Raw genomic sequence first — 12,324 nt, 5'->3', positions numbered from 1 at the left:
CGTCCTTGTGAGGGGGTGGAGAAAGTGGAGGGGGTACGGGGATCCGGGTGTTCGGGTCTCGCGGGACCGGGCTCACGTCCGCGGGGTCCCCGCGTCCGGATCCCGGTCGATCGGATGTCAGCGTTCGGTGCCTGGCTCCGCCGGCTTCCAGCGGAACAGCCGTTTCTCGCCGAACGTCAGCAGCCCTTCGGCCAGCAGTGCCACCACGGCGAGGATCACCATGGCCGCGTACACCCCGGCCGCGTTGAAGGTGCCCTGCGAGGCGGAGACCAGCAGGCCGAGGCCCTTGGTCGCGCCGATGTACTCGCCGACGATGGCGCCGATCAGCGCGAAACCGAACGAGACGTGCAGGCTGGTGAAGATCCATGACGTGGCGGACGGGATGACCACCTGCAGCGTCACCCGGCGGTTGCTCGCGCCGAGGATCCGGGCGTTGGAGACCAGGTTGCGGTCCACCTCCCTCGCCCCCTGGAAGGCGTTGAAGAAGACCGGGAAGAAGACCAGGACGACCGCGGAGGCGACCTTCGAGGCCGGGCCGAGGCCGAACCAGATGAGGAAGATCGGCGCCAGCACGATGCGCGGCAGCGCGTTGAGGACCTTGATGTACGGGCCGAGGACGTCCGCCAGGAAGCGGACCCGGCCGAGCGCGATGCCCAGCAGCACACCGGCGATGACGCCGATGATCCAGCCGAAGAGCGCCTCGTAGAGCGTGTACCAGATCTGCTCCCACAAGGAGCCCTGCGCGGTGCCGTGCAGCGCCCACTCACGGATCTGGTCCCAGATCTTCGACGGCATCGAGAAGTTGAACGGATCGATGATCCCGGCGCGGGCGAACCACTCCCACAGGCCGATCACGGCGACGAGCAGCAGCAGACGGGTCCCGTAGACCAGGACCCGGCGGTTGCGGGCGGCCCGCGCCCTGGCCTGGGTGCGCTCGGTGGACGCCTTGGCGGGCCGGTCCTTGGTGGTGACGGTGTCGGCGACGGCGGTTTCAGGCTGCATTGCCGGCTCCCCTCTCGCGGGTGATGCGGACCTCTTCGCCCAGCGAGGACCAGATCTCCCGGTAGATCTCCAGGAACCGCGGTTCCATCCGGACCTCCTCGACCTTGCGCGGCCGTGGCAGGTCGATCGTGAAGACCTCCTTGACGGTCGCGGGTCCCGCCGTCATGACCACGACCTTGTCGGCGAGGGCGATGGACTCCTCCAGGTCGTGCGTGACGAACACGACGGAGGAGCCGGTGCCGGCCCACAGGTCCAGCAGTTCGTCCGACATCAGCGCCCGGGTCTGCACATCGAGCGCCGAGAAGGGCTCGTCCATCAGCAGGATCTCGGGATCGTTGACGAAGGTCGCGGCGAGCGCGACGCGCTTGCGCTGGCCGCCCGACAGCTGGTGCGGATAGCGGTCCTCGAAGGACGTCAGGCCCACCCGGGCCAGCCATTCGCGGGCCCGTTCCTTCGCCTCGGCCTTGGGTGTGCCGCGGAAGCGCGGACCGGCCATCACGTTGGACAGCACGGTGCGCCAGGGGAAGACGGCGTCCTGCTGGAAGACGAACCCGACCTTGTCGCCGATGCCGCGGACCGGCTCGCCGGCCACCAGCACCTCGCCCTCGGTCGGCTCCTCCAGGCCGCTGACCAGGGTCAGCGTCGTGGACTTGCCGCATCCGGTCGGTCCGACGATCGCGACGAACTCGCCGCGCTCCACGGTCAGGTCCAGATCACGTACGGCGGTGTGCAGCGCCCCGGACGGGGTCCGGAACGCCTTGCTCGCTCCCCGCAACTCGATGGCGGGACTCGTTTGACTGCTCATGGGGCGGGACGCTAGGCGCGGCCCGGGTCGTGGCGGCAGCCTTGTGAGCACAGGGCGCCTTCTGCTCACAACCGCTGTTCTGCTCGTTTTGCTCGCTCCCGCACAACGAAAGCGAAACGGAGGGTGGGCATCCGCCTCTATGGCGTTTACGTTGCGTTCACAGCCGGGACACGGCGGCACGCCGTGGCAGCGAACCGTTGTGAATCATCCGTTATCACCGCACATCACCACAGCAGAAGGAGACCGCATGCGCATCCGGTGGCCGCGTCGCGTCTCCGCACAGGTTCTGCTGACCCAGGTCGCGATCACCACGGGTGTCACCGTGCTGGCCACCGGGCTCTTCCTGGCGCCGCTGAGCCACCAGCTCGACGACCAGGCGATGCGTCGCGCCCTGTCCATCGCGCAGACCGCCGCGGCCGAACCGCAGATCGCGGATTCGCTGCTCACCTCGGAGCCCACCCCCGACGGGCCGGTCCAGGCCGAGGCCGAGCGCATCCGCCACGCCACCCGGGCCGAGTACGTCGTCGTGATGGACCTCAACGGAACGCGCTGGTCGCACACGACGGAGGACCGGATCGGTGAGCATGTCTCCACCGATCCCGGCGAGGCGCTGGCCGGTCAGGAGGTCATGCAGATCGACAACGGCACCCTGGGCCGCAGCGCCCGGGGGAAGGTGCCGCTGCGCGACAGCAGCGGCCGGATCGTCGGCGCGGTCTCCGTCGGCATCGCCTACGACAGCGTCCGCGACCGGCTGCTGGGCGCGGTCCCTGGGCTGCTGCTGTACGCGGCCGCCGCGCTCGCGGTGGGTGTGCTGGCCGCGATCGGCGGCTCCCGAAGGCTGCAGCGCCGCACCCACGGGCTCGCGTTCGCCGACATCTCCTCGCTGCTCGACGAGCGCGAGGCGATGCTGCACGGCATCCGGGAGGGCGTCGTGGCGCTCGACCGGCAGGGCAGGATCCGGCTGGTCAACGACGAGGCCGGGCGGCTGCTCGGGCTCGGCCCCGACGCCACCGGACACGTCCTGGACGACGTCCTGCCGCCGGGCCGCACCACGGACGTCCTGACCGGCCGGGTCGAGGGCACCGACCTGCTGACGGTGAGCGGCGGCCGGGTGCTGGTCACCAACCGGATGCCGACCGGTGACGGCGGCGCGGTCGCCACCCTGCGCGACCGTACGGAACTGGAGCTGCTCGGCCGGGAGCTGGACAGCACCCACGGGCTGCTGGACGCGCTGCGCGCCCAGGACCACGAACACGCCAACCGGCTGCACACCCTGCTGGGCCTGCTGGAACTGGGCCTGCACGACGAGGCGGTGGAATTCGTCGTGGAGGTCGCCGACACCCACCGGTCGTCCGCGGAGCAGATCGCCGAGCAGGTGCGGGACCCGCTGCTATCCGCCCTGCTGGTCGGCAAGGCGGCCATCGCCGCCGAACGCGGGGTCGCCCTGCGGATCTCCGCCGCGACCGGGCTGCCCGACCGGGTGGTCGATCCACGCGATCTGGTGACCGTGCTGGGCAACCTCATCGACAACGCCCTGGATGCGGCGTCCGCGCACCGCACCGCCGACTCCTTCGTGGAGATCGAGCTGCGGACCGAGGAGGACACCACCGCTGTCCTGCGGGTCTCCGACACCGGCCCCGGGGTGCCGCCCGAGGCCCGCGACCTCATCTTCACCGAAGGCTGGTCCACGAAGGAGCGGCCCGCGCACCGCGGCCGGGGGCTGGGCCTGGCGCTGGTCAGGCGGCTCGCCGAGCGGTACGGCGGCATCGCCCGGGTCACCGCCCGTGCGGGCGGCGGCGCGGTCTTCACCGTGGTGCTGCCGGAGGCTCTCGTCGCGGAGGACGTCAGCGGCCGCCTGACCGGCCACCCCACCGAACGCGATCAGCTCGCCGCGCTCACGGAGCTCACCGGCGCAAGGGAGACACGATGATCGAGGTACTGGTCGTGGACGACGACTTCCGCGTCGCCGAGATCAACGCGGCCTACGTGGCGAAGGTCCCCGGCTTCCGGGTGGCCGGCCGCGCCCATACCGCCGCCCACGCGCTGGCGACCCTGGAGCGCACCCGGATCGACCTGATCCTGCTCGACCACTATCTGCCGGACGAGACGGGCCTGACGCTGATCCGCCGGCTGCGGCAGCTCGGCCACCACGCCGACGTGATCATGGTGACCGCCGCCCGCGATGTCGCGACCGTCCAGGCCGCGATGCGGTACGGCGCGCTGCAGTACCTGGTCAAGCCGTTCACGTTCGCCGGGCTGCGGGCCAAGCTCGACGGGTACGCGGCGCTGCGCCGCACCCTGGACGGGGTCGGCGGGGGCGGCGAGGCCGGCCAGGAGCAGGTCGACCGGATCTTCGGTGCGCTGCGGACGGCGGGAGCGGCCTCGGCCGAACTGCCCAAGGGCCACTCGGCGCCGACCGCGGAACTGATACGGCGGGTGCTGCGCGAGGCCGGGCATCCGCTGTCCGCCCATGAGGTCGCCGAGCTGGCCGGGTTGAGCCGCTCCACGGCGCAGCGCTATCTGAAGTACCTGGAGCAGGCCGGGCGGATCGGCCTGACCCTCAAGTACGGCGACACCGGCCGCCCCGAGCACCGCTACGCCTGGGCGGCGGCGGACTGACCCGGTGCACGGGCCGTTCCGCCGCCGCGTCACACCGCTCCGGCGCCGGTGAGGGAACGGACCTCCGTCTCCGCGAACTTGGCCCCGTCCCCGGGTTCCGGGAAGAGCACGGTGCCCAGCCAGCCCGCCAGGAAGCCCAGCGGGATGGAGACCAGTCCCGGGTTCTCCAGCGGGAAGAGATGGAAGTCCACACCGGGGAAGAGGGCGTCGGGCCGTCCGGAGACGACGGGCGACAGCACGACGAGGAGCAGTGCGGGGATCAGCCCGCCGTAGATCGCGCAGACCGTTCCCCGGGTGGTGAAACGGGGCCAGAACAGGGAGAACAGCAGCGCGGGCAGGTTCGCCGAGGCGGCCACCGCGAAGGCGAGGCCCACGAGGAACGCGATGTTCTGCCCCTGCGCGAACAGGCTCAGCGCGATCGCCACCGCGCCGATCCCGACCGCGGCGAAGCGCGCCACCCGCACCTCGTCGTTCCCGGACGCGGGGCCCGCGTGCTTCCCGCTGCGGCGCAGCGTGGCGTACAGGTCATGCGCTACCGAGGCGGACGAGGCCAGGGTGATCCCGGCGACCACCGCCAGGATCGTCGCGAAGGCCACCGCGCCGACGACGGCGAACAGAACCGTTCCACCTGTGGAACCGGCTCCCCCGCCCAGATCCTGGGCCAGCAGCGGTACGGCGGTGTTGCCGGCCGCGTTGGAGGTGCGTACGGCGTCCGAGCCCACGACCGCCGCGGCGCCGAAGCCGAGGACGATCGTCATCAGGTAGAAGGAGCCGATCAGCCCGATCGCCCAGACCACCGACCGGCGGGCGGAACGGGCGGTGGGCACCGTGTAGAAGCGCGACAGGATGTGCGGCAGCCCGGCCGTGCCGAGCACCAGGGCGATCCCGAGGCTGATGAAGTCCAGCTTCGAGGTCCAGCTCCCGCCGTACTTGAGGCCGGGCGCCAGGAAGGCGCTGCCGTGTCCGCTGCCGGCCGCCGCGGAACGCAGCAGGCCGTTCAGATCGCCGTGGAAGCGGATCAGCACCAGCACGACGAGCGTGATGGTGCCGCCCATCAGCAGCACGGTCTTGACGATCTGGATCCACGTCGTCGCGCGCATGCCGCCGAACGAGACGTAGACGACCATCAGGCCGCCGACCCCGATCACCGTCCAGGTCCGGGACGCGCCGCCCTGCCCGCCGAGCAGCAGCGCCACCAGGCTGCTCGCACCGACCATCTGCGCGACCAGGTAGAGCACCGAGACGATGACCGAGGAGGTGCCGGCCGCGATCCGGACGGGCCGCTGCCGCATCCGGGCGGAGAGCACATCGGCGAGGGTGTAGCGGCCGCAGTTGCGGACGAGTTCCGCGACGAGCATGAGGACGACGAGCCAGGCGACCAGGAAGCCGACCGAGTACAGCAGGCCGTCGTAGCCGAAGAGCGCGATGAGACCGGAGATGCCGAGGAACGACGCCGCCGACATGTAGTCGCCCGCGATGGCGAAACCGTTCTCCATGGGGGAGAAGAGCCGGCCCCCGGCGAAGAACTCGACCGACGAGCTGCGTCGCCGGCCCGCCCAGGCGGTGATGGCCAGGGTGACGGACACGAAGATCGTGAACAGGACGAGAGCGAGCCCCTGGTGCTCGTTCGCCGGATCTGCCAGGTACCGGACCATCAGCGCATCCGCTCCTGGGTGTCCCAGCGCAGGTCGAGCGCCGCCCGGTCCCTGCGCAGCCGCGCATGCCGTGAGTAGGCCCAGGTCAGCAGGAACGTCGTGGCGAACTGCGCCAGTCCCGCCACCATCGCCACATTGAGCTCACCGGCCACCGGGCGGCTCATCAGACCCGGCGCCACCGTGGCCGCCACCACGTAGAGCAGATACCAGGCGAGGAAGGCCGCGACCGCCGGAAAGGCGAACCGGCGGTACTGGCCGCGCACTTCCTGGAACGCGGCGCTCTGCTGCACCTCCAGGTAGACCGCGGCCCGGTCCTGCTCCGCCCCCGCGACGGGCGCCGCAGACGGCGCCGGCACGGGTGACGGTGCCGGCGTCGTCGGGTCCGGAACCCAGAGACCGGCGGCCAGGGCGTCGTACCAGGGGTCGTCCACCCGCAGCGCGCCCGGGTCGCCCCCGTCGTGCTTGTCCACCGAACTCTCCTCGCTTCACAAGCCAATTGGCCGTGCGCCCAAGCATGGACAGAGTGGGAAGATCCGGTGCCATCAAGCTGAAACGTTCACCCCATCAGGTGATGCCGTGCCGGTAGGCATATCCGACGACCTGTGAAAGCAGCGGTGCTCCCCCACCCTGGGGGGTGGGGGAGCACCGGTCGGCCTGCGGGTGCGGCTAGGCGTCGATGCGGGACCGGTCGAGCGTCGCCGCCGAGTTGGTGATGAACTCCTTGCGCGGTGCGACCTCGTTGCCCATGAGCAGGTCGAACGCCTGCTCCGCGGCCTCGAGGTCGCTGATGTTGATCCGGCGCAGGGTGCGGTGGCGCGGGTCCATCGTGGTCTCCGCGAGCTGGTTGGCGTCCATCTCACCCAGCCCCTTGTAGCGCTGGATGCCGTCCTTGTAGCGGACGTTCCGGCGCTGCAGGTCGAGCAGCGTCTGCCGCAGCTCGCTGTCCGAGTAGGTGTAGATGTACTTGTCCTGCCCCTTCTTGGGCTGGACGAGCTCGACGCGGTGCAGCGGCGGCACGGCGGAGAAGACCCTGCCCTGCTCGACCATCGGACGCATGTAGCGCTGGAACAGCGTGAGCAGCAGGCACCGGATGTGCGCGCCGTCGACGTCGGCGTCCGCGAGGAAGATCACCTTGCCGTAGCGCGCCTGGTCGATGTCGAAGGTCCGGCCCGACCCGGCTCCTATCACCTGGATGATCGCGCCGCACTCGGCGTTCTTCAGCATGTCCGACACCGACGACTTCTGGACATTCAGAATCTTGCCGCGGATCGGCAGCAGCGCCTGGAACTCCGAGTTCCGGGCCACCTTGGCCGTGCCGAGTGCCGAGTCGCCCTCGACGATGAACAGCTCGGTGCGGTCCACGTCGTCGCTGCGGCAGTCCGCCAGCTTCGCCGGCAGCGAGGAGGTCTCCAGCGCCGTCTTCCGGCGCTGCGCGTCCTTGTGCTGGCGGGCCGCGATGCGGGTGCGCGCGGCGGCGACGGTCTTCTCCAGCACCGCCCGCGCCTGGAGCTTCGTGTCGCGCTTGGCGGAGGTCAGGAACTCCTTGAGCTCCTTGGCCACGACGTTGGCCACGATCCGGTTGGCGGCCGAGGTGCCGAGCACCTCCTTGGTCTGGCCCTCGAACTGCGGCTCGGCCAGCCGTACGGTGACGACCGCCGTCAGACCCTCCATGGCGTCGTCCTTGACGACGTCGTCCTCGGCGACGCGCAGCAGCTTCGCGGAGCGCAGCACCTCGTTGACGGTCTTGGTGATGGCCCGCTCGAAGCCCGTGACGTGCGTGCCGCCCTTGGGGGTGGCGATGATGTTCACGAACGACCGCGACACGGTGTCGTACCCCGTGCCCCAGCGCATCGCGATGTCGACGCCCAGCTCACGGGTGACCTCGGTCGCCGTCATGTGGCCGCGGTCGTCCAGGACCGGGACGGTCTCCTTGAAGCTGCCGCTGCCGGTCAGCCGCAGGACGTCGCAGATCGGCTTGTCCTGGGAGAGGTACTCGCAGAACTCGCTGATGCCGCCGTCGTAGTGGAAGACGTCCTCGACGGCCTTGCCGTCACCTTCCAGGTCGCGCTCGTCGCGGACGACGATGGTCAGCCCCGGCACCAGGAAGGCCGTCTGGCGGGCGCGCTGGTGGAGGTTCTCCAGCGAGATCTTGGCGTCCTTGAGGAAGATCTGGCGGTCCGCCCAGTACCGGACGCGGGTGCCGGTCCTGGCCCTGGGGACCTTCTTCGACTTGTTCAGGCCACTCGCCGCGTCGAAGGAGGAGTCGGGACCCGCTCCGGAGAAGGAGCCGGGGACACCGCGCCGGAAGCTGATGGCGTGCGTGTGACCGCTCCGGTCGACCTCGACGTCGAGGCGGGCGGACAGCGCGTTGACGACCGAGGCGCCGACACCGTGCAGGCCGCCGGAGGCCGCGTAGGAGCCACCGCCGAACTTGCCGCCGGCGTGCAGCTTGGTCATCACGACCTCGACGCCCGACAGCCCGGTCTTGGGCTCCACGTCGACCGGGATGCCGCGGCCGTTGTCACGGACCTCGACCGAGGAGTCGCTGTGCAGGAAGACCTCGATGCGGTCGCAGTGACCGCCGAGGGCCTCGTCGACGGAGTTGTCGATGATCTCCCACACGCAGTGCATGAGGCCACGGCTGTCGGTCGACCCGATGTACATGCCGGGGCGCTTGCGGACCGCCTCCAGCCCCTCGAGGACAAGAAGATGCCGCGCGGTGTAGTTGGAACCGTCGCGATCTGCGCCCGTCAGCAGCGCGGAGGACGGCACGGATGTTTCGGCGGTCACGCGGGCAGCTCCTCGATAAAGTTCTTCGGCTGTGTCGGTGAGAGGGTACCGAGACCTGGTACGCCGGTTGTGCCGCGACCCGGTATCCGGGCCCCAGAGTAGCCCCGTATCGATCGTACGTTCGATACCTCATTTGAGTGATACCCATGTCACGTTCCCATTGAGGCATGAACCATTTAGGCTCCGGGCACGTCCTCACCAACAACCGGCAACCCAGTCGGTGGACACAACCGGACAAGCGCCCCAAAAGCGACAACTAACGCATCAGAGGCCAATCAGCTACCAACAGGTAGCATCCAGTCACTTCGAAGTCAGATTTCGAGGAAAAGCCACGAGCGGGAACGTTTTCGGCCTGGTTGGATGTTGACCCTGGTACGACAGCTCGTCGAGCTAGAGAAGAGGCGACGTGACTACAGTTCTGACCCCCGCGAGCCCGCTGACGGCGGCGGACCGCTGCGACCGTTGCGGCGCCCAGGCATACCTGCGCGTCGTCCTCATCAGTGGCGGCGAACTGCTCTTCTGCGCGCACCACGGGCGCAAGTTCGAGCCCGAACTCAAGAAGATCGCTGCGGAAATACAGGACGAAACCGGCCGACTCACCGACACCCCGGCGCAAACGGTCGAGGACGAGCACTGACACATCGCACCTGCGACGAGCTCGGACCGACGGGCGGCCGGACCCCACCAGGGGCCGGGCCGCCCGTCGGCTCTTCCGGGCCCGTCAACGGTGCCGGGTGCCCATGGCGCTCGTGACCAGTGCGCGGACCGCGGAGATCCGGGCGTAGACCCCGGGATGCCCGGCCTCGGCGCATCCGGTGCCCCAGGAGACCAGGCCGACCAGCTTGCCGCCGACGACCAGCGGCCCGCCGCTGTCGCCCTGGCAGGCGTCCTTGCCGCCCTGCGGCTCCCCGGCGCACAGCATGGTCCTGCTGAGGTAGGTGCCGTCCGCGTTGCCCGGGTAGGCGCGCTGACAGACCGCGTCGTCGAGCAGCACCACCTCCGCGGACCGCAGGACCGGTGAGTACGCCCCGGCGCCTGTGGTGTCCCCCCAGCCGGACACGAGGGCCTTCGAGCCCGCCAGGTAGTCCTGCGGGTCGCCCGCCCCCGCCATCGCGATGGCCGAACCTGCGGGCAGCGGCTTCTCAAGTGTGATGACCGCCACATCGCCGGCATGGGTCACCGGGTCGTATCCCGGGTTGATCCGGACCTGTCGCAGCCGTATTTCCTGGCCGTTCACGCCCCTGAGGTCGAGCCGGCCGGCTATGACGCGCAGATCCCGGGCGTTCCGCCAGTCCCCGCCGAGCACATCGCGGCCGAAGCAGTGCGCCGCGGTGATCACGGTCGAGGCGGAGACCACCGCCCCGCCGCAGAACTGGCCGGATCTCGTCGGTCCGAAACGGTCACGGCTGGCCAGCGCCACCACCCAGGGCTGCTGCCCGGCGACGACCTGGTCGCCGCCTATGACCACCGCCTCGGCCTTCGGCCCGGCGCCGGCGACCCCGAGCGGCACGATCAACGTGGCCAGCGCCACCGCCGATCCGCTGAGCAGCATCCGGAACGTGGAACGCATACGGCCTCCTGACCCTGTGGATCCCTCTGGAAACCCAGAGTGATCCATAGGACCGGAGGCCGCATCCGCTGGATTCGGAAGGATCAGTCCAGATAGTCCCGCAGCACCTGCGAGCGCGACGGGTGCCGAAGCTTCGACATCGTCTTCGACTCGATCTGGCGGATCCGCTCGCGCGTGACCCCGTAGACCTTGCCGATCTCGTCGAGCGTCTTCGGCTGTCCGTCCGTGAGGCCGAAGCGCATGGAGACCACGCCCGCCTCCCGCTCGGACAGGGTGTCGAGCACCGAGTGCAGCTGCTCCTGCAGGAGCGTGAAGCTGACCGCGTCGGCCGGCACGACCGCCTCGGAGTCCTCGATGAGGTCTCCGAACTCGCTGTCGCCGTCCTCACCCAGCGGGGTGTGGAGGGAGATCGGCTCACGGCCGTACTTCTGGACCTCGATGACCTTTTCGGGGGTCATGTCGAGTTCCTTGGCCAGCTCCTCCGGGGTGGGCTCGCGGCCCAGGTCCTGGAGCATCTGGCGCTGCACACGGGCGAGCTTGTTGATGACCTCGACCATGTGCACCGGGATACGGATGGTGCGGGCCTGGTCGGCCATCGCGCGGGTGATCGCCTGGCGGATCCACCACGTGGCGTACGTGGAGAACTTGAAACCCTTCGTGTAGTCGAACTTCTCGACCGCACGGATCAGGCCCAGGTTGCCCTCCTGGATCAGGTCCAGGAAGAGCATGCCGCGGCCGGTGTAACGCTTGGCCAACGAGACCACGAGGCGGAGGTTGGCCTCCAGCAGGTGGTTCTTGGCCCAGCGGCCGTCCTCGGCGATGATCTCCAGCTCGCGCTTGAGCTTGGGAGCGAGCTTGTCAGCCGCCGCCAGCTTGTCCTCCGCGAACAGGCCGGCCTCGATGCGCTTGGCGAGCTCGACCTCCTGCTCCGCGTTGAGCAGCGGAACCTTGCCGATCTGCTTCAGGTAGTCCTTGACCGGGTCGGCGGTGGCCCCGGCCACCGCGACCTGCTGGGCGGGAGCGTCGTCCTCGTCGTCGTCGGAGAGCACGAAGCTCTCGGACTCGGGCTTGTCCGACTCCTCGTCACCCTTGCCGGGCGTGGTCGTCTCGTCGGCTTCTTCACCGTCGGCGGCCTCGTCGTCGCCCGAGGTCTTCTTGGCGGCGGTCTTCTTGGCCGCCGTCTTCTTGGCGGCGGCCTTCTTGACCGCCGTCTTCTTGGCCGCCGGCTTCGCGGCGGGTGCGTCGGATTCGTCGACCGAATCCACCGTCTCGGCCTCCACAGCCCCCGCGGGAGCGGTGGCGGCCTTGGCGGCGACGGTCTTCTTGGCGACGGTGGCCTTGGTGACGACCGTCTTGGTGGCGGTGCGCTTCGCCGGGCTCTTGGCTGCGACGCTCTTCCGAGTGCGCTTGGGCTCCTCAGCGGCACTGACCATCAGCGTCACACCTTCCTCATCGAGGACCTGGTTGAGGCTGCGCAGAACGTTCTTCCACTGGGTTGCCGGAATCTGGTCCGCTTCGAAGGCCCGACGCACGTCATCGCCGGCGATCTGCCCCTGAGCCTTACCCCGCTCGATGAGCGCCATCAGAGACTCGGACTCGGCGATCTCCGGCGGGAGCGTACGGGATGTGCTGGCCGACACGAACAACCTCTCGGAACGATGGGAACGACTCGGTGGAACCGCTCAGGAACACAGCGTCAGAACTGTCGCTGCTATTCCTTGTGCGGCCATCACCTCTTAAGTCATCGCGCTGCCTCGCCAAGCGTTACGCCCGGCCCACGTGGCCCGAGTCACACCCCATACCAACGGTAACGGTCGGATAACAGGATATTCTTCGCGCATCGGCTGCCGCCGGCCCCGGACCGTGGGTCCGGGGCCGGCTGC

At 69.6% G+C, this 12,324-nt stretch carries 10 protein-coding genes; 3 read left to right on the top strand and 7 right to left on the bottom strand.

Features of this window, described 5'->3' with window-relative positions:
• Positions 1-117 precede the first annotated feature (117 nt).
• On the bottom strand, positions 118-1,002 hold the full coding sequence (locus C6N31_RS23260) for an ABC transporter permease (protein WP_164293661.1): 885 nt from the start codon (positions 1,000-1,002) through the stop codon (positions 118-120).
• Positions 992-1,807 carry an ABC transporter ATP-binding protein gene (locus C6N31_RS23255; protein ID WP_138357484.1) on the bottom strand — a complete coding sequence of 272 codons (816 nt, stop codon included), beginning with the start codon at positions 1,805-1,807 and terminating at the stop codon, positions 992-994. Before C6N31_RS23255 ends, C6N31_RS23260 begins: the two co-directional genes overlap by 11 nt.
• 247 nt (positions 1,808-2,054) lie before the next feature.
• On the opposite strand from C6N31_RS23255, the gene C6N31_RS23250 reads away from it, so the two are divergent.
• Both C6N31_RS23250 and C6N31_RS23245 read left to right on the top strand, forming a co-directional pair.
• Entirely contained in the window at positions 2,055-3,737 is a 1,683-nt protein-coding gene (locus tag C6N31_RS23250; protein WP_138357483.1) for a sensor histidine kinase, read from the top strand.
• Positions 3,734-4,426 carry a response regulator gene (locus tag C6N31_RS23245; protein WP_164293659.1) on the top strand — a complete coding sequence of 231 codons (693 nt, stop codon included), beginning with the start codon at positions 3,734-3,736 and terminating at the stop codon, positions 4,424-4,426. Before C6N31_RS23250 ends, C6N31_RS23245 begins: the two co-directional genes overlap by 4 nt.
• 29 nt (positions 4,427-4,455) lie before the next feature.
• Here C6N31_RS23245 and C6N31_RS23240 read toward each other — a convergent pair whose 3' ends face one another.
• From C6N31_RS23240 to C6N31_RS23230, 3 genes are all read right to left on the bottom strand, one after another.
• Positions 4,456-6,081 carry a monocarboxylic acid transporter gene (locus tag C6N31_RS23240; RefSeq protein WP_138357481.1) on the bottom strand — a complete coding sequence of 542 codons (1,626 nt, stop codon included), beginning with the start codon at positions 6,079-6,081 and terminating at the stop codon, positions 4,456-4,458.
• On the bottom strand, positions 6,081-6,551 hold the full coding sequence (locus C6N31_RS23235) for a DUF485 domain-containing protein (RefSeq protein ID WP_138357480.1): 471 nt from the start codon (positions 6,549-6,551) through the stop codon (positions 6,081-6,083). The genes C6N31_RS23240 and C6N31_RS23235 overlap by 1 nt, the downstream gene beginning before the upstream one ends.
• A 196-nt stretch (positions 6,552-6,747) precedes the next feature.
• Positions 6,748-8,871: a DNA gyrase/topoisomerase IV subunit B gene (locus C6N31_RS23230; protein WP_164293658.1), complete on the bottom strand. Its 2,124-nt coding sequence runs from the start codon at positions 8,869-8,871 to the stop codon at positions 6,748-6,750.
• A 406-nt stretch (positions 8,872-9,277) separates the two neighbouring features.
• Here C6N31_RS23230 and C6N31_RS23225 point away from each other — a divergent pair, with 406 nt between their 5' ends.
• Positions 9,278-9,508 carry a DUF7455 domain-containing protein gene (locus tag C6N31_RS23225; protein WP_138357478.1) on the top strand — a complete coding sequence of 77 codons (231 nt, stop codon included), beginning with the start codon at positions 9,278-9,280 and terminating at the stop codon, positions 9,506-9,508.
• 84 nt (positions 9,509-9,592) lie between these two features.
• On the opposite strand, the gene C6N31_RS23220 is transcribed toward C6N31_RS23225, so the two are convergent.
• Both C6N31_RS23220 and C6N31_RS23215 read right to left on the bottom strand, forming a co-directional pair.
• Positions 9,593-10,441, bottom strand: coding sequence for a S1 family serine peptidase (locus C6N31_RS23220; RefSeq protein ID WP_198358087.1), 849 nt, complete (start codon positions 10,439-10,441; stop codon positions 9,593-9,595).
• A gap of 83 nt (positions 10,442-10,524) precedes the next feature.
• Entirely contained in the window at positions 10,525-12,081 is a 1,557-nt protein-coding gene (locus C6N31_RS23215) for an RNA polymerase sigma factor (protein ID WP_138357476.1), read from the bottom strand.
• Between the last annotated feature and the right edge of the window lie 243 nt (positions 12,082-12,324).

This window comes from Streptomyces fildesensis (assembly GCF_016107395.1).
GTDB classification, from domain to species: Bacteria; Actinomycetota; Actinomycetes; order Streptomycetales; family Streptomycetaceae; genus Actinacidiphila; species Actinacidiphila fildesensis.
The sequence above is the reverse complement of the archived record's forward strand: the minus strand, read 5'-3'. Positions and strand labels throughout refer to the sequence as shown.